We start from the raw sequence: 15,528 nt of genomic DNA on the forward strand, positions 1-15,528 counted from the left end.
CCCGCTCACGGCGCCGATGCCGCATCCCCATCTTCCGTCTCACAAAACCGTGAGAATCCCTGGGCGCGCAGGGTGCAGGCCGGGCAGGTGCCACAGCCATAGCCCCAGTCGTGGCGCGTGCCGCGCTCGCCGAGATAGCAGGTGTGGGTACCCTCGACGATGAGGTCGACCAGCGGCTTGCCGCCGGTCTCCTGGGCGAGCGCCCAGGTCTGGGCCTTGTCGATCCACATCAGCGGCGTGTGCAGGACGAAGCGGCGCTCCATGCCGAGATTGAGCGCGACCTGCAGCGCCTTGATGGTGTCGTCCCGGCAATCCGGATAGCCGGAATAATCGGTCTCACACATGCCGCCGACGATGTGGCGCAGGCCCCGGCGATAGGCGAGCGCGGCGGCGAAGGTGAGGAAGACGAGGTTGCGGCCCGGCACGAAGGTGTTGGGCAGGCCGTTCGCCTCGAAGGCGATGGCGCTGTCGCGGGTCAGGGCCGTCTCCGAGATCGCGCCGAGGGCGGCGAGGTCCACGGTGTGGTCGGGGCCAAGCCGGCGCGCCCAGGTCGCGTCGAGGGCGGTCAGCGCGGCGCGCAGATGCGCCCGGCATTCGAGCTCCACGACGTGGCGCTGGCCGTAATCGAAGCCCAGCGTCTCGACGTGGGGGAACCGCTCCAGGGCCCAGGCGAGGCAGGTGGTCGAATCCTGGCCGCCCGAGAACAGAACCAGCGCGCCGTCCTCCATGCCTCGCTTCTCCTCAGTCGCCGTCGTACTCGGCCCAGGACATCGGCGTCTCGTACACCTTCACCTGGGACAAGGCCGGGAGCGCCGGCTTGGCCCGATGCCAGATCCAGGCCGCGATGTTCTCGGCGGTCGGGTTCTCCAACCCCTCGACCTCGTTGAGGCAATGGTGGTCGAGCCGGGCGAGCAGCGGCGCGAAGGCGCTCTCCACGTCGAAGAAGTCGACGACCCAGCCCGTCCGCGCATCGACCGCCCCGGAGAGCTGCAGCTCCACCCGGTAGGAATGGCCGTGCATGCGGTGGCAGCGATGCGTCTCGGGGACGTTGGGCAGGCGGTGGGCCGCCTCGAAGGTGAAGGCTTGCGTGATCTTCATGGCGTGATCTTCGTGAAACGTCGGCTCTCGGGCGGGCCGCCGGCGCGGCGGACCGGCGAGAGCCCTCAGGGGATGCCGATGAGCTTGTGCGTCTGGAGCGAGAGCCGCCAGCGCGCGTCCTTCCGGCAATAGGCGACCGCGGCCTCGGTATGGGCGAGCCGCTCCGGCCCGTCCATCGGCTGCAGGTAATGATGGGCGAAGGCGAGGTCGGCGAAGGCTTCGGGCGGCGCATCCGCCTGCGGGTAGACGAGCTTCAGCTCGTGGCCGCTGGTCTGCCGCAGGGGATTGCTCCCCTTGGGGCTGACGCAGATCCAGTCGATGCCGGGCGGGGCGGGGATCGTGCCGTTCGTCTCGACCGCGATCTCGAAGCCGCGGGCATGCACCGCCGCGATCAGGGCCGCGTCGAGCTGGAGCAGCGGCTCGCCGCCGGTGAAGACGACGTAGCGGCTCGCGGGCCCGCCCTCCCAGGTATCGGCGATGGCAGCGGCGAGATCCTCGGCCTCTGCGAAGCGGCCGCCGCCCTCCCCGTCCATGCCGACGAAGTCCGTGTCGCAGAAGCGGCAGGCCGCGCTCGCCCGGTCCGCCTCACGGCCGGACCAGAGATTGCAGCCGCTGAAGCGGCAGAACACGGCCGCCCGGCCCGCACGGGCGCCCTCGCCCTGCAGCGTGTGGAAGAGTTCCTTGACCGCGTAGCTCATCGCATCGTCGCGCGCCGGAGGGGCGCCGCGCTTTCCCTGGAAGACCCGGCACATAGGCGCTTTTCGCCGAACCTGCCATGCCGGGGGCGTAACCGGGCTCCCCGGCAGGGCCGCCCCTCCCGCTGCGGCGGCGCGAACGGGGCGGACGCGCCGTCACCCGGCCCGCAGGGCCTCCGCGCGCGACGGTCAGGCCAGTTTGGGCAGGGCGAAGATGTCGTCGAGGGAGATCGAGCGGCGCCCGCGGGCACAGAGCTCGAGGAGCGTGGTCTGCCGGAAGCGCACGTCGCCGGTCACCTCCTCGCCGATCCAGGGCGGGCAGGAGAAGATCTGGTCCTCCCGCTCCAGCTCGATTTCGGCGATGGTCACGTCCTTCAACGGCCCCTCGAACACGTCCACCACCCAGAGCATCCCGTCATGGGGGACCGTGTAGCGGGTCTTCTCGATGATCGGGCCGACGCAGACCGCGTCGAGCATCGCCGCGGCATCCTTTTGCGGGATCTCGTACTCGAATTCCGGCCGGGAGAAGCCCATGCGGGCGCCCTTGACCGTGATCCAGGCGCGCTCGGGATCCATGCGGATGCGGACCTTGCCGGTCCCGAATCGTCCGATCAGGCCGTCCCGGAGCAGACGGCTGTCCGTGGCCGCCGCCTTCCAGCTCTCGCCCACCACCAAGAACTTCCGCTCGATCTCGAAACGCATACGTGACCCGGCTCAATCCGGCACGGCTCTAAGCATGGCATTGCAGTGCAGCAAGAGCAATTTCCCGGGATCACCCGTCACGACGGCGCAGGGGCGCGAGCGACCGCGTCACCCGCGCAGGATCCTTCCGGATCCCGCCACAGCGTCCAGGAACGTGCGGGCGGCGGCGGCAGGATCCTGCGCGCGCATCAGGCCGCCCATGACGGCCACCCCCGCTGCGCCGGCCGCGCGGCAGGCGGGCGCCGCCTCGGGCGCGATGCCGCCGAGGGCGATCACCGGGATCCCGGCGGCGCAACCGGCCCGCAGGCCGTCGAGGCCGAGGGCCGGTCCGTAGCCGGGCTTGCTCGCACTCGCGAAGATCGGACTCAAGGTGACGTAATCCGCCTCCGCGGCCTCGGCGAGGTCGGCGGCGCCATGGGCCGAGACGCCGATCAGGGCCGCGGGGCCGAGGCGGCGCCGCGCCGCCGCCACCTCCGGCGCCGTGGTGGCGCCGGGCAGGTGGACGCCGTCGGCGCCGATCGCCGCGCAGAGATCCGGATCCGCTCCGACGACGAGCCGCCCCCCGGCTCCCCGCACGATCCCCAGGAGGTCGCGGGCGAGATCCCGGCGCACCGGCGCGTCGAGATCGCGCTCGCGCAGCCAGATCCAGCGCCCGCCGCCTTCGAGGACGGCCCGGACCGTCTCGGCCAGGGGACGCCGCGCCCCCAGCCGGTCCGTCACGACGAGGAGCCGCGACGGGAGCGGATTTCTCACGAACCGACGAGACCGAGCTGCGGGCTCGACGGCTCGGCCCGGCCCCGGCGCGGAATCCGGCCGGCCCGGAAGGCGTGGCGCCCGGCCTCGACCGCATGGCGCATGGCCCTGGCCATCCGCACCGGATCGTCCGCCTTGGCCACGGCCGTGTTGATGAGGCAGGCCGCCGCCCCGAGCTCCATGGCGATCACCGCGTCCGAGGCCGTGCCGATGCCGGCATCGACGATCACCGGCACCTTGGCCCGGCGGCAGATCATCTCGAGATTGGCCGGGTTGGCGACGCCCATGCCGGAGCCGATCAGCGAGCCCATCGGCATCACCGCCGCGCAGCCGAGATCGGCCAGCCGCTCGCAGATGACGGGATCGTCGTTGCAATAGGGCAGCACGACGAAACCGTCCTCGACGAGGTGGCGGCAGGCCTCCATCAACTCCATCACATCGGGGTAGAGCGATTCGCGGTCGCCGATCACCTCGACCTTGATCCAGTTGGTGCCGAGCGCCTCCCGGGCGAGCTCCGCGGTCAGGATCGCGTCCCGGGCGGTCTCGCAGCCGGCGGTGTTGGGCAGGAAATGCTTGCCCTTGAGGCGCTGGAAGGTGTCCGAGCCGTGACCCTGCAGCGAGACGCGGCGGATCGAGGCGGTGACCACGTCGGCGCCGGAGGCGCGCACCGCCTCGGCCATGATGCTCTGGCTCGGATAGCCGGCGGTGCCGATGAACAGGCGCGAGGCGAGCCGCACCCCGGCGATCTCCAGAACGTCCTCGGCGGCCTCGGCCGTCAGCGCGGTGTCGTGATGGCTCATCCTCAGCCTCCCTGCATGGCGCGCACGATCTCGACGCGGTCGCCGTCCCGGAGCGGCGTCACGCTCCACTCGCTCCGGCGCACGACCCGGCCGTTGAGGGCCATGGCGATGCCCTCCGGGCTCTCGATGCCGCGCTCCTCCGCCTCGACCGCGAACAGGGACGCCAAAGTCTCCGCCGCGTGCTCGCGGCGCTCTCCGTTGATGGTCACCGTCACGCGACCGCCCTCCCCTCCTGGTTTTCGTCCTGCCCGAACCGGTCGAGCCCGAAGCCGCGGGCGAAATCCGGCAGCGCGCCCGTGGCGAGCAGCGCGGCGACCGCGTCGGCGGTGGCGGGCATCAGCAGGTAGCCGTTGCGATGATGGCCCGTGGCCACGACGAGGCCGGGCATGGGCGTGTCGAGGATCGGGGCGTCGTCGTCCGAGGTCGGGCGGAAGCCCGACCAGACCGCCTCGATCTCCATCTCCTCGATTCCCGGCAGCACGCGGCGGGCGCCTTCGAGCAGGGCGAACAGGCCGCCCGCCGTCACGCCGGCCTTGAAGCCGCAATCCTCCACCGTCGCCCCGACGATGAGGTGGCCGTCGCCCTTAGGGGCCATGTGCACCTGCTCGGTCCAGACCATGTGGGACAGCGTGCCCGTGCGCTTCGTCGTGCGCAGGGCGAGGGACTGGCCCTTGAGCGGGCGCACCGGCAGCGCCCAGGGCAGGAGCCCGGCCTCGCCGCTCCAGGCGCCGGCGGCGAGGATCACGGTCTGCGCCGCGACCCGGTCGGACCCGGCCCGGATGCCGGTGACGCGTCCCCCCTCCCGGTCGAGGGCATCGACGCCGCGGTTCTCGACGATGGCGACGCCGGCGCCCTCGCAGGCGCGCACCAGCGCCGCCATGACGAGGCGGGGATCGACCTGATGGTCGAGGGGACAGAGGATGCCGGCGGTGACGTTGGGGCGCAGCAGCGGCTCGCGGACGCGCACCTCGGCGCCGGAGAGCCATTGCGCGGCGACCCCGGAGCGCCGCTGCAGGTCGTGGCGGAAGCGCAGGCGGTCGACCTCGTCCCGGCCGATGGCGAGGACCAGGGTCCCCTCCTCCCGGTAATCGATGTCCTGGCCCGAGGCCGCCTGGAGCGCGTCGCGGAAGCCCGGCCAGCGGCGCAGGCTCTCCAGGGCGAGGGGCAGCAGGATGTCGGAGCCCGGCTCGTGCTCGGCGGCCGGCGCCAGCATGCCGGTGGCGGCGAGGCTCGCCCCGGCTCCGACGCTCTCGCGCTCGATCACGACGACCGAGCGGCCGCCCTCCGCCAGGCGCCAGGCGATCGACAGGCCGATGATGCCGCCGCCGACCACGACGACATCGGCCCGCTCCGGCAGGGCGGCGGGGCGGGGGCGCACGCCGGAGAGGCGGCGCAGACCGAAGGGGGAGGCCAGGACGTCCGACAAGCGAGAACTCCGCGGTGGCCCGCAGGAACTGGTGCCTGTCGCTTCCGGTGAAGCGGGCTCTCGCGGAGCCCAAGGTCCAATCCCTACGCCGGTATGAGCCGGATCAGGTTCGAAGGATTTCCGCGCCGCTCGTCACGAGCCCAGCGGTGTCTCAGCCCCTTGCCGGGGATCTCCCTGGAACATCCCCGATTTGGCCCCACGGGCCGCCGGGGTCAATCCCCCTGCCCGCGTCGGATTCGCTCGTTGGTGGCGAGGGTTTCTCAACCGCAATCGCGAAAATCCTTCTCCCCGGCCCTTCCCGGCGCGGTCCGGCGACGCGGCCTTCACCCGCGCCGGGGCAGGCTCGTCGCCTAAGGATCCCGGGCGAAGGCCTTCCCATGCGGCAGATCATCCTGGCACTCGGCGTGTGCTGCCTCGTCGGCGGCGTCGCCTCGACGCGGATCGGGCGGAAGCCCGCAGCGCCCGTCGAGACCGCGGCCGTCGCCGCGCCGGGAGGGGCCGTGACGCCGGTGGTGACCACGGCGCCCAACGCGATCACGCTGAACGCGGACGAGCGAGGCCATTTCCTGACCGAGGCCGTGGTGGACGGGCGCAGCCTGCGCATGGTGGTCGATACCGGCGCGAGCGCCTGCGTGATCATGGAGGAAGATGCGGAGCGCATCGGCCTGCGGCCTAGCCCGTCGGAATTCCGCCAGGAGGTCGCGACGGCCAACGGCGTGATCCGGGTCGCCCCCGTGCGGCTGAACCAGGTCCGGATCGGGGCGGTGAGCGTGCGCGACGTCGAGGCGGTGGTGGTGCCCCGCGGGCGCCTCCACATGAACCTGCTCGGGATGTCCTTCCTGCGCCGCCTGCACGATTTCAACATCGCCGGCGGGCGGTTGACCCTGCGCAGCTGAGGCCAGTCAGGCCTCCGCCGCCTCCCGCGCCGGGCGGCGGCCGACATCGAGGGCGGGGGCCGGCTTCCGGCCCGGGCGGTAGACCGCCATCTTGTCCCGGAATCCGTCGAGGGGATGCTCGCCGAGGGGCTCGGGGTCGCCCCACAGGAAGTCGACGAAAGGCTTCGACATCAGCAGCGGCTCGCCCAGCGGCCGGTTGAGCCGCGCGAGGCGGCTCGCGAGGTTCACGTCGCGGCCGATCACGGTGAAGTCGAGCCGCGTGCCGGAGCCGACATTGCCGTAGGCCGCCTCGCCGTGGTGGAGGGCGATGCCCGCGGCCACCGGCTGCGCGCCGAAGCGCTGCACGGCATTGGCCTCGTCGAGGGCGCGCAAGCCGTCCTGCGCCGCGGTCAGCGCGCTCTTGGCGGCCCCGCCGAGATCGTCGCCCGGCTCGCGGAAGATCGCGAGCAGGCCGTCGCCGAGATATTTCAGCACCTCGCCGCCCTCCCGCTCGATGGCCGGCACGAGGCAGTCGAAGAACACGTTGAGGAGATCGACCGCCTCCTCAGGCGTGAGGTCGGCGGAAAGCTGGGTGTAGTCGCGCATGTCCGCGAACAGGATCGCGGAGCGGATCCGCCGCACCTGCCCCCGGCGGATGTCGCCGGCCAGGATCGCCCGGTGCGGCTCGTCCCCGACATAGATGCGCAGCACCTGGTCGAGCTGTTTGTTGACGATGCGCATCTCCATCACCGCGGCCAGCGCCGGCATGATGAAGCGCAGGATCGCGATGTGGTCGTCGCGGAAGCCCTCCGCCGACCGCGTGGCGAAGGTGATGCCGTTATGGGTGCCGTTGGTGAAGAACACCGGCACGACGACATAGGTGGTGTAGCCGCCCGCCTTCAGCTCCGGGATGATCTCGAAGCGCGTCTCCTCGGTCTCGGCGAGGTCGAGGATCATCCACTCGCCGGACTGGTGCACCGCGTGGAACGGGCTCGCCCGGTAGGCCGCCTCGGAGGCCTCCCCGTGCGGGAACAGCCGCACGGTGGAGCCGGTCTCCCGGTTCCAGACGCGGCCGACGCCGGAATACTCCGAATGCAGGGTGTCGATCGCCGTCGAGGCCCGGTCCACGGGCACGCCGATGGCGTTGAGGCGCTCGGCGAGCCCGGCCAGCAGGTCGTCCGCCTTGGGCAGGCGCGCGCCCTCGCTCAGCAGCCAGTCGCGAATCGCGACGCTGGGCTGGATCGCGCCGAAGGGCACGTCCTCGGCTTCCGAGCCGTCGGCGAGGGCCGTCGGCGGAGGGTGGGGAATGTCCTCGTCGAGCATATGGCCAAGGTGGGTTCGGCGGCGGAGCACCGCAATGGTCGGGCCGAAGCGCGAAATCCTTCTGCGCGCATTCGATCGGAATCTAGCGCCGTACGCGTATCCGGCACGAAAAAACTTCGCCAGCCGTCCACCGGAACGGCTTGGCTTCCTCCGTGACACTCATTAATTCTGCGTCGTTCCGTGCCATCAGGCCGGGCCGTAAGCGTCTCACGTCAGGCAACGCTCCCTCCGGGTTCGTCGAACCGGTTGCGCGGCGTCCTTTCCCGAAACCTGACGATGACCCTTCGACAAAAGACGTTTCCATGCCGAATTCTCAGAACTCTCTCGCCCTGCGGCGGCTGCCGGCGCGCTATGCCGCCATCCTCATGCCCTTCGTGCTCAGCCTGATGATGACCTTCGTCGTCTCAGGGATCGCGACCCTGAAGAGCCTCGGCTTCAGCGCGGCCTTCCTGCAGACCTGGCCCGGCGCCTGGGCCATCTCCTGGGTCGTGGCCTTCCCGACCCTGCTGCTGGTCATGCCGCTGGTCCGGCGCATCGTCGGCCTGCTCGTCGCGCCCGCCGCCTCCTGACGCAAAAGAAACCGGCCGCGCCCCGCCAGGGGGCACGGCCGGCTGGTCTCGTCGGAACGGGAGCGCCGGGCGCTCCGCTCAGTTGTCGAGGAAGCTCCGGAGCTTGCGCGAGCGGCTCGGGTGCTTGAGCTTGCGCAGGGCCTTGGCCTCGATCTGGCGGATGCGCTCGCGGGTCACCGAGAATTGCTGGCCGACCTCCTCAAGGGTGTGGTCGGTGTTCATGCCGATGCCGAAGCGCATGCGCAGCACGCGCTCCTCGCGCGGCGTGAGCGAGGCCAGCACCCGGGTCGTCGTCTCGCGCAGGTTCGACTGGATCGCCGCATCGATCGGCAGGACGACGTTCTTGTCCTCGATGAAGTCGCCGAGATGCGAATCCTCCTCGTCGCCGATCGGGGTTTCCAGCGAGATCGGCTCCTTGGCGATCTTGAGGACCTTGCGCACCTTCTCCAGCGGCATCGCCAGCTTCTCGGCCAGCTCCTCCGGGGTCGGCTCGCGGCCGATCTCGTGCAGCATCTGGCGCGAGGTGCGGACGATCTTGTTGATCGTCTCGATCATGTGCACCGGGATGCGGATCGTGCGGGCCTGGTCGGCGATCGAGCGGGTGATCGCCTGCCGGATCCACCAGGTGGCGTAGGTCGAGAACTTGTAGCCGCGGCGGTACTCGAACTTGTCGACCGCCTTCATCAGGCCGATGTTGCCCTCCTGGATCAGGTCCAGGAACTGCAGGCCGCGGTTCGTGTACTTCTTGGCGATCGAGATCACGAGGCGGAGGTTCGCCTCGATCATCTCCTTCTTGGCCTGCCGGGCTTCGCGCTCGCCCTTCTGGACCATGTTCACGATCTTGCGGTACTCGCCGATCTGAAGCCCGGTCTCGGAGGCGAGCGTCAGGATCTGCTCGCGCAGATCCGCGACCTGCCGGCCGCCCTTCTCGACGAAGTTCTTCCAGCCCTTGCCGCCCAGCGTGCCGACGCGTTCCATCCAGTTCGGATCGAGCTCCCAGCCCTGGTAGTGGCGCAGGAACTCGTCGCGGGCGACGCCGTGGCTCTCGGCGGCGCGCATCAGCCGACCCTCGTGGCTGATGAGGCGCTTGTTGATGTCGTAGAGCTGCTCGACCAGCGCCTCGATGCGGTTGGCGTTGAGCGAGAGTGACTTCACCTCGCCGACGACGATGTCCTTCAGCTCGGCCTGCTTCTTGTCCTGGCCGGGGGCCGAGGCGCCGCCGGAGGCCTTGAGCGCGGCCTCCTCGTTCTGGAGCTTGCGCAGCTTGCGGTAGTTGTTGGCGATGTTGTCGAAGGTCTCGAGAACGCGCGGCTTGATCTCGGCTTCCATCGCCGCGAGCGAGACGTTGTTCTCCATGTCGTCTTCTTCGTCGCCGCCCTCGGGCGGCGTCGGGCCTTCGGCGTCCTCGCCTTCCTCACCCTCGCCTTCGGCGACCTGGGGCGCATTGCGACCGTCGGGACCGGCATAGGTCGCCTCCAGGTCGATGATGTCGCGCAGGAGAACCTTCCCCTCGATCAGCTCGTCGCGCCAGATGATGATCGCCTGGAAGGTGAGCGGGCTCTCGCAGAGGCCCGCGATCATCGCCTCGCGGCCGGCCTCGATGCGCTTGGCGATGGCGATCTCGCCCTCGCGGGACAGGAGCTCCACCGAGCCCATCTCGCGCAGGTACATGCGCACGGGATCGTCCGTGCGGTCGGCCGGCTCGCGGGTGGTGGTGGTCGCGACCGCGACGGCGCGGGACGGGGAGGCCTCGGCGACCTCGCCGCCCTCGGCGGTCTCCTCCTCCTCGGCGGCCTCGCCGTTGGCGGGACGCTCGGCCGGGGTGTCCTCGGTCTCCTCCGCCTCGACGACGCGGATGCCCATGTCGTCGAGCTGGGCGAGGACGTCCTCGATCTGGTCGCCGTCGACCTGGCCGTCGGGCAGTACCTCGTTGACCTCTTCGTAGGTCACGTAGCCGCGCTTCTTCGCGAGCTTCACCATGCGCTTGACGGCGGCATCGGTCAGATCGAGCAGCGGCCCATCGGACTGCTGTTCCTGAGCGACGTCAGCCTCGTCCCGCTCGGTTGCCTTCGTTGCCATGCCCAGCCTATTGTTCCAGAACCGATGCCGTGGGGAGCCGCGAAAGCTCCGCATCGACGGCACCGTGATCACTTCCCGCTGCGGCCCTTCGCGAATGGCCGCCCATCTTGTCAATCGTTGCTATGCGCTTACGGTGCTTGACCGAGCGTTAACCATGCGCTCACCTGAAGGGTATCTCCCGCGGGTCACGGCCCCGAAAAATCGCTTCCGTCCGACGGCTCTTTCTCGACCTCCGCAGCGGCAACGACGGCCTGTCGCGCCTTGACGTCGCAGAGCCACGCGAAATTGGCCTCGGATTCGTCTTCGGCAAGCGCCCGTTCCGCCTGAAGAAGTTCGCTATGTAGCGCTCCCGCCTTGCGGTGCAAGATCACGGCCTGACGCACGGTATGCTCCAGGCGCTGCGGATCCGCATGCAAATCCAGCGCCCAACGGTCCCCGGGCCGCACCAGGGCGGCGAGTCGGGCCGCGGCCTCGCCGAGTCCCTGCCGGTCGAGGCGACTCTGCAGGAGTTCCTGCTCCCCGTGCCCCGCTTCCGCTGCATGGTCAAGCAGAGCCGAGCGCAGGGCATCCGCATCCGGATTGTGCAGGTCGAGCTGCGCGAGATCCTCCTCCTCGATGACGAGAAGCTCGGGATGGACGAGCAGGCAGGAGACGATCATCGCCTCGCGCTCGCTGAAGGCGCCCCCCGGCGCGGGGGCGGCGGCGGAGGCCAGGAGCGGGCTGAACTTGGCGGTGAGCCGCGGCGAGGCCGGCTCGCCGAAGCGGGAGCGACCCGGCCCGCCACCCCGCGGGGCGAAGCGCTCGAAGGGCGCACGCTCGCCCCCGCCCCGGGCGCGGGGGCCGGAGAGGTCGCGCAGCCGGCCCTCGATCTCGTCGCGGTAGAAACGCCGCACGGTCTCGTCGCGGATGCCGGAGACGGTCTCGCGCAGGGTGCGGGCGAGGCCGGCGCGCCGCTCGGGGGTGTCCAGGGGCGCGGCCTCGGTCTCCCGCGCCCACAGCATCTCCACGAGGGGCCGGGCGCCCTCCAGCACCTTGTCGATGGCCGAGGCGCCGCCGGAGCGCAGCAGGTCGTCCGGGTCCTGGCCCTGGGGCAGCAGGGCGAAGCGCAGGGACTTGCCCGGCTCCAGCAGGGGCAGGGCCACGTCGAGGGCGCGGTAGGCGGCGCGGCGGCCCGCCCCGTCGCCGTCGAAGCACAGGATCGGCTCCGCCGCCTGGCGCCAGAGCAGGCCGAGCTGCTCCTCGGTCAGCGCCGTGCCGAGCGGCGCCACGGCGTTGGGATGGCCGGCCAGCGTCATCGCGATCACGTCGACATAGCCCTCGACGGCGATGATGGTGCTGCGCTCGTGCGCCGCCTTGCGGGCCGCGTGCAGGTTGTAGAGCACCTGCCCCTTGTGGAAGAGCGGCGTGTCCGGGGAATTGAGGTACTTCGCCCGGGCATCCGCCTGCATGGCCCGGCCGCCGAAGGCGATGACCCGGCCGCGGATGTCGAGGATCGGGAAGATCACCCGGTCGCGGAAGCGGTCATAGGGCACGGAGATGCCCTCGCCAGCCACCAGCAGGCCGAGCTCCGACATGGTCTCCTTGTCGATGCCCTTGCCGGCGAGATGGTCGCGCAGGGCGTAGCGGTCGCCCGGCGCGTAGCCGAGGCGGAAGCGGGCCCGGGTCTCGGGGCCGAGCCCGCGCCGGTCGAGATAGTGGCGCGCCTCCGTGCCGGAGCGCCCGCGCAGCTGCTCCTCGAAGAAGACCGTGGCGAGCTCCATCACCTCGAGGGCGCCCTTGCGGCGGCTCTCGGCCTGCTCGGTCTCCGGGGAGAGCTTGGGCAGGCTCACCCCCGCCTCGGAGGCGAGGCGCTCGACCGCCTCCGGGAAGCTGACGCCCTCGGTCTCCATCAGGAAGGTGAAGGCGTCGCCGTGCTTGCCCGATGAGAAGCAGTGGTAGAACTGCTTCTGATCGTTCACGTAGAAGGAGGGAGTCTTCTCCGCGTTGAACGGCGACAGGCCGCGCCATTCGCGGCCGGCCTTCTTCAGCCGGACCCGGCGCCCGACCACCTCGGAGAGCGGCAGCCGGACGCGGATCTCGTCGAGGATGTGGGGCGGGTAGCGCACGGGCTGGGGCGGGGTCCGGATCGATCCGTCAAACGCCGACGATACCGCAGATCGCTGCCCGGAGTCCCGCGGGTCGGCCTGTGGATCGCTGGGTACGGCGGTGGCCCGGCTCACACCGCCCGCGGCAGCCTCCGACACCGGCGGCGCGGATTCGTCAGCCGGACATCTGCGTGAAGTACCAGGGATGCCCGTCGAGGTCGTAGGCCGTGTAGGTGAGGCCGTAGCCGTGATCCGCCGGCTCCGCCGGGATCTCGGCGCCCGCGGCCTTCGCCGCGGCGAAATGCGCGGTGAGGTCGGGCAGGTAGACGAAGACGCCCTGCGTGGCGCGCCCGCCCGGCGCGGGCGGGCCGATCCGCTCGGCACCGGTCCCCTGCCCCGCCGCCTGCCCCATCATGATCCGGCAGCCCTCCAGCCGCATCTCCGCATGCAGGCCGCCGCTCGGCGTGGGGTGCCGGCTCTCCTCGATGAAGCCGAAGGCCCGGGCGAGCCAGTCCAGCGCCGTCGGCACGTCGCGGTAGAACAGGTAGGGGATGATCTCGGCCCGCGGCATCGGCGTCCTCCCGAATCGCTCGACGGGAGGATCGCCGCGCGCCGCCGCCGGCGCAACCGCCAGCTACAGCCCGATTCGAAATCCTACTTGCCGGCGAGTGCGTCCTTCACGAGGCCGCTCGCCCGGCCGAAATCCATGCGGCCGGCATATTTGCCCTTCAGGGCGCCGATCACCTTGCCCATGTCCTTGGGGCCGGCCGCGCCGGTCTCGGCGATGGCATCGGCGATGGCGGCGCGGGTCTCGGCCTCGTCCATCTGCTGGGGCAGGAAGCCGGCGATGATCGCCGCCTCGGCCCGCTCGCTCTCGGCGAGCTCCGGCCGGCCGCCCTGCTCGTAGACGCCCGCCGCCTCGTTGCGCTGCTTGATCATCTTCTGGAGGAGCGCCAGCACCTCCTCCTCGCTCGACTGGCCCTTGCCGGCGCCGCGGGCCTCGATGTCCTTGTCCTTGAGGGCCGCCTGGATCATGCGGATGGTCGAGAGCTTCTGCTTCTCGCCGGCCTTCATGGCCTCCTTCATCTCGGCGGTGAGGCGCTCGCGCAGCATCGGACGGTCTCCTGAGGGCTTTCGGTGGGCCGGGGCTGGCCTGCCCCGGCTTGAACAGCGGCGCGACGGTGGCCACGTTGACCCCGGCGCGGCCGGGTCGGTATGAGCGCCGGAAGACGCTGCCGCCCTGCCATGCCCGACGCGCCCCGCCAGCCGGGCGCCGGGAAGGCGGCGGAGATAATCTGGATCGCATCGATGCTGCAAGACGAGAGCGCCCTGCCGCGCACGCAACCCGCGGGCGGCCAGCCAGAGCCCTGGGCCGAGCCGGTCGCCACCGCCCTGCTGGTGCTCGCCGACGGCACCGTGCTGGAAGGCTTCGGCATCGGCCAGACCGGGATCGCCGACGGCGAGGTCTGCTTCAACACGGCGATGACCGGCTATCAGGAGATCCTGACGGATCCCTCCTATGCCGGGCAGATCGTCACCTTCACCTTCCCGCATATCGGCAATGTCGGCACCAACGACGAGGATCTGGAGAGCCTCGACCAGGCCCCGGCCTCGGGCGTGCGCGGCGCCGTGATCGCCTCGGCGGTGACCAAGCCCTCGAACTGGCGCTCCTCCTCGCATCTCGACGGCTGGCTGAAGGCCCGCGGCATCGTCGGCATCACCGGCGTCGACACCCGGGCGCTCACCGCCCTGATCCGCGACCACGGCATGCCGAACGCCGTGATCGCCAACGATCCGAACGGGACTTTCGACCGCGAGGCCCTGAAGGCCCGCGCCGCCGCCCTCGCGCCGATGGAGGGCCTCGACCTCGTGCCGCCGGTGACGAGCCGCGAGCGCTCGACCTGGAGCGAGACGACCTGGGCGGTGAAGGGCGGCTACGGCTCCCGCGCCCCCGGCGCCGGCTTCAAGGTGGTCGCGATCGATTACGGCGTGAAGCGCAACATCCTGCGCCTCCTCGCCGAGGCCGGCTGCGACGTCACCGTCGTGCCCGCCACCACCCCTGCCGAGGACATCCTGGCGCTCCAGCCCGACGGCGTCTTCCTCTCGAACGGCCCCGGCGACCCGGCGGCCACCGGCGCCTATGCCGTGCCGGTGATCCGCCGGCTGCTGGAGGAGAAGGTGCCGACCTTCGGCATCTGCCTCGGCCACCAGCTCATGGGCCTCGCCCTCGGCGGCCGCACCGTGAAGATGGGGCAGGGCCATCACGGCGCGAACCATCCGGTGAAGGACCACACCACCGGCAAGGTCGAGATCGTGTCGATGAACCATGGCTTCGCCGTCGACCCGGACAGCCTGCCGGAGACGGCGGTGGAGACCCATGTCTCCCTGTTCGACGGCTCGAATTGCGGCCTGTCCCTGACCGACCGGCCCGCCTTCTCGGTGCAGCACCACCCGGAGGCCTCCCCCGGCCCGCGGGACAGTCATTACCTGTTCGAGCGCTTCGTGGCCCTGATGAAGGACAATCCGCGGACCTCCCGCGGCAACGCATAGCGGCTTTGCAACCACACCGGGCCGCCGCGGGCGGTCCGGACGTGCTCAGCCACAAAAAACCCCAGCTTCCCCGGCAATCCGCCCTGATCAGGCGGCCCGAACCGACGCGAGCGAACCAGCGCCGGCGGGCCGTCGACACTGGGATCGCTTTGGGGGTTTGCGGGATGACGTTCGACCAGGCGCGGGACGAGTTCTCCCGGCTGCACCGGCTCTTCACCTTCCATCTCGGCGTGGCCGTGGGCCTGTCCTGGCTCACCGCGCTCTATTCCGCCGCGCACGCGCCGTGGGTGCACAACATCCGCGCCCTGATCGACCCCGCCCGCGCCCTCGACCGGATCGAGAGCACCGGCTCCTATCTCTTCGCCATGCCCGCCGTGCTGACGCTCGCCTGGCTCTCGGTCTTCTTCGGCCGCGAGGTCATGCGCCAGTTCCGCACCCTGCCGAATCAGGCGGCGGAATTCGCCGCGGCGGCTCTCGTCGCCTTCGGCGTGTTCTACCTCTCGATCGACCGCGCCGTCGCCGCCCTCTCGGTCGGCTTCTGACGCCACGCTCTTTCTTCCTGAAGGCAACGCCC

17 protein-coding genes and 1 riboswitch are annotated in these 15,528 nt (G+C 70.9%); of the genes, 4 read left to right on the plus strand and 13 right to left on the minus strand.

The genetic code is table 11. The features are described 5' to 3' along the window. Positions 1-5: 5 nt before the first annotated feature. The 8 genes from queC to thiO all read right to left on the minus strand — a co-directional run bounded on the left by queC (position 6) and on the right by thiO (position 5,474). Positions 6-728: a 7-cyano-7-deazaguanine synthase QueC gene (gene queC / locus MFF21_RS14630; protein WP_238311861.1), complete on the minus strand. Its 723-nt coding sequence runs from the start codon at positions 726-728 to the stop codon at positions 6-8. Positions 729-741: 13 nt separating this feature from the next. Beyond that, entirely contained in the window at positions 742-1,098 is a 357-nt protein-coding gene (gene queD / locus MFF21_RS14635) for a 6-carboxytetrahydropterin synthase QueD (protein ID WP_238311862.1), read from the minus strand. A gap of 65 nt (positions 1,099-1,163) precedes the next feature. Then, positions 1,164-1,796 carry a 7-carboxy-7-deazaguanine synthase gene (queE, locus tag MFF21_RS14640; RefSeq protein WP_238311863.1) on the minus strand — a complete coding sequence of 211 codons (633 nt, stop codon included), beginning with the start codon at positions 1,794-1,796 and terminating at the stop codon, positions 1,164-1,166. Between the two features lie 186 nt (positions 1,797-1,982). Continuing rightward, positions 1,983-2,495: a CYTH domain-containing protein gene (locus MFF21_RS14645; RefSeq protein WP_238311864.1), complete on the minus strand. Its 513-nt coding sequence runs from the start codon at positions 2,493-2,495 to the stop codon at positions 1,983-1,985. Between the two features lie 108 nt (positions 2,496-2,603). Then, entirely contained in the window at positions 2,604-3,248 is a 645-nt protein-coding gene (locus MFF21_RS14650; RefSeq protein ID WP_238311865.1) for a thiamine phosphate synthase, read from the minus strand. Then, positions 3,245-4,048 (minus strand): thiazole synthase, encoded by an 804-nt coding sequence (locus tag MFF21_RS14655; protein WP_238311866.1) that lies wholly within the window; start codon positions 4,046-4,048, stop codon positions 3,245-3,247. The genes MFF21_RS14650 and MFF21_RS14655 overlap by 4 nt, the downstream gene beginning before the upstream one ends. A 2-nt stretch (positions 4,049-4,050) precedes the next feature. After that, entirely contained in the window at positions 4,051-4,263 is a 213-nt protein-coding gene (thiS, locus tag MFF21_RS14660) for a sulfur carrier protein ThiS (protein ID WP_238311867.1), read from the minus strand. Then, positions 4,260-5,474 carry a glycine oxidase ThiO gene (gene thiO / locus MFF21_RS14665; protein WP_238311868.1) on the minus strand — a complete coding sequence of 405 codons (1,215 nt, stop codon included), beginning with the start codon at positions 5,472-5,474 and terminating at the stop codon, positions 4,260-4,262. Before thiO ends, thiS begins: the two co-directional genes overlap by 4 nt. A 62-nt stretch (positions 5,475-5,536) precedes the next feature. Then, positions 5,537-5,659: riboswitch (TPP riboswitch) on the minus strand. Positions 5,660-5,851: 192 nt separating this feature from the next. On the opposite strand from thiO, the gene MFF21_RS14670 reads away from it, so the two are divergent. Beyond that, a complete protein-coding gene (locus tag MFF21_RS14670; RefSeq protein WP_238311869.1) occupies positions 5,852-6,370 on the plus strand; it encodes a retropepsin-like aspartic protease family protein in 519 nt (172 codons plus the stop codon). Positions 6,371-6,376: 6 nt separating this feature from the next. Here the strand turns inward: MFF21_RS14670 and MFF21_RS14675 are convergent, their stop codons facing one another. Then, positions 6,377-7,672: an adenylate/guanylate cyclase domain-containing protein gene (locus MFF21_RS14675; RefSeq protein WP_238311981.1), complete on the minus strand. Its 1,296-nt coding sequence runs from the start codon at positions 7,670-7,672 to the stop codon at positions 6,377-6,379. Positions 7,673-7,974: 302 nt separating this feature from the next. On the opposite strand from MFF21_RS14675, the gene MFF21_RS14680 reads away from it, so the two are divergent. After that, positions 7,975-8,241 carry a DUF2798 domain-containing protein gene (locus tag MFF21_RS14680; protein WP_238311870.1) on the plus strand — a complete coding sequence of 89 codons (267 nt, stop codon included), beginning with the start codon at positions 7,975-7,977 and terminating at the stop codon, positions 8,239-8,241. Positions 8,242-8,319: 78 nt separating this feature from the next. On the opposite strand, the gene rpoD is transcribed toward MFF21_RS14680, so the two are convergent. The 4 genes from rpoD to MFF21_RS14700 form a co-directional block, all read right to left on the minus strand. Then, positions 8,320-10,320, minus strand: coding sequence for an RNA polymerase sigma factor RpoD (gene rpoD / locus MFF21_RS14685; RefSeq protein WP_238311871.1), 2,001 nt, complete (start codon positions 10,318-10,320; stop codon positions 8,320-8,322). Positions 10,321-10,505: 185 nt separating this feature from the next. Continuing rightward, complete coding sequence (gene dnaG / locus MFF21_RS14690; protein WP_238311872.1) at positions 10,506-12,425, minus strand: DNA primase; 1,920 nt, start codon at positions 12,423-12,425, stop codon at positions 10,506-10,508. Positions 12,426-12,579: 154 nt separating this feature from the next. Beyond that, positions 12,580-12,975, minus strand: coding sequence for a VOC family protein (locus MFF21_RS14695; RefSeq protein WP_238311873.1), 396 nt, complete (start codon positions 12,973-12,975; stop codon positions 12,580-12,582). Between the two features lie 83 nt (positions 12,976-13,058). Then, on the minus strand, positions 13,059-13,517 hold the full coding sequence (locus MFF21_RS14700; protein WP_238311874.1) for a GatB/YqeY domain-containing protein: 459 nt from the start codon (positions 13,515-13,517) through the stop codon (positions 13,059-13,061). Positions 13,518-13,712: 195 nt separating this feature from the next. On the opposite strand from MFF21_RS14700, the gene carA reads away from it, so the two are divergent. Further along, positions 13,713-14,954: a glutamine-hydrolyzing carbamoyl-phosphate synthase small subunit gene (gene carA / locus MFF21_RS14705; protein WP_238311875.1), complete on the plus strand. Its 1,242-nt coding sequence runs from the start codon at positions 13,713-13,715 to the stop codon at positions 14,952-14,954. A 164-nt stretch (positions 14,955-15,118) separates the two neighbouring features. Continuing rightward, positions 15,119-15,496 carry a hypothetical protein gene (locus tag MFF21_RS14710; RefSeq protein ID WP_238311876.1) on the plus strand — a complete coding sequence of 126 codons (378 nt, stop codon included), beginning with the start codon at positions 15,119-15,121 and terminating at the stop codon, positions 15,494-15,496. Positions 15,497-15,528: the final 32 nt, after the last annotated feature.

It is taken from the genome of Methylobacterium organophilum, assembly GCF_022179465.1.
GTDB lineage: Bacteria > Pseudomonadota > Alphaproteobacteria > Rhizobiales > Beijerinckiaceae > Methylobacterium > Methylobacterium organophilum.